This window comes from Phaeovibrio sulfidiphilus (assembly GCF_014861485.1).
Classification (GTDB): domain Bacteria; phylum Pseudomonadota; class Alphaproteobacteria; order Rhodospirillales; family Rhodospirillaceae; genus Phaeovibrio; species Phaeovibrio sulfidiphilus.
The window spans coordinates 1-357 of record NZ_JACZHT010000028.1; the positions used below are offsets into that span (position 1 = coordinate 1).

Below are 357 nucleotides of genomic sequence, written 5' to 3' on the forward strand. Positions count from 1 at the left end.
ACGGCCTCCGCCCGGCATCCCGTCCACGGACGGCGCCATGTCGGACAGGGTGTTCATCAGGGTGCGGGAGAGCTCCAGGGCGCCGTGGCGGATCATGTGCCCCACGTTGGCATGCCCGTCGCCGGAGAACAGATCCAGAAGGCGCAAGCCCTCGCTGCGCGATGCGTTGATCATGGCGTTCTGGACCGGACCCGGAGCCATGGTGCCGATGGCTTCGGCCGTTGCGATCTCGTTCGGGGTCAAGCCCTCCCAGGGAGACGGCGGCACGGGGCCAGGACCGGGGCCGGGCCCCGGACCGGGACCAGGGCCAGGACCGGGCTTCGGCCCCTGGTAGGTGGCCCGCAGGCCGATGGCCGC

The 357-nt window shown here is 72.0% G+C and carries 1 protein-coding gene; it reads right to left on the reverse strand.

From position 1 onward, the window contains the following. Window positions 1-243, reverse strand: a 243-nt coding sequence (locus tag IHV25_RS10265; RefSeq protein ID WP_192535030.1) for a hypothetical protein, incomplete at its 3' end; no start/stop codon positions are given. Window positions 244-357: the final 114 nt, after the last annotated feature.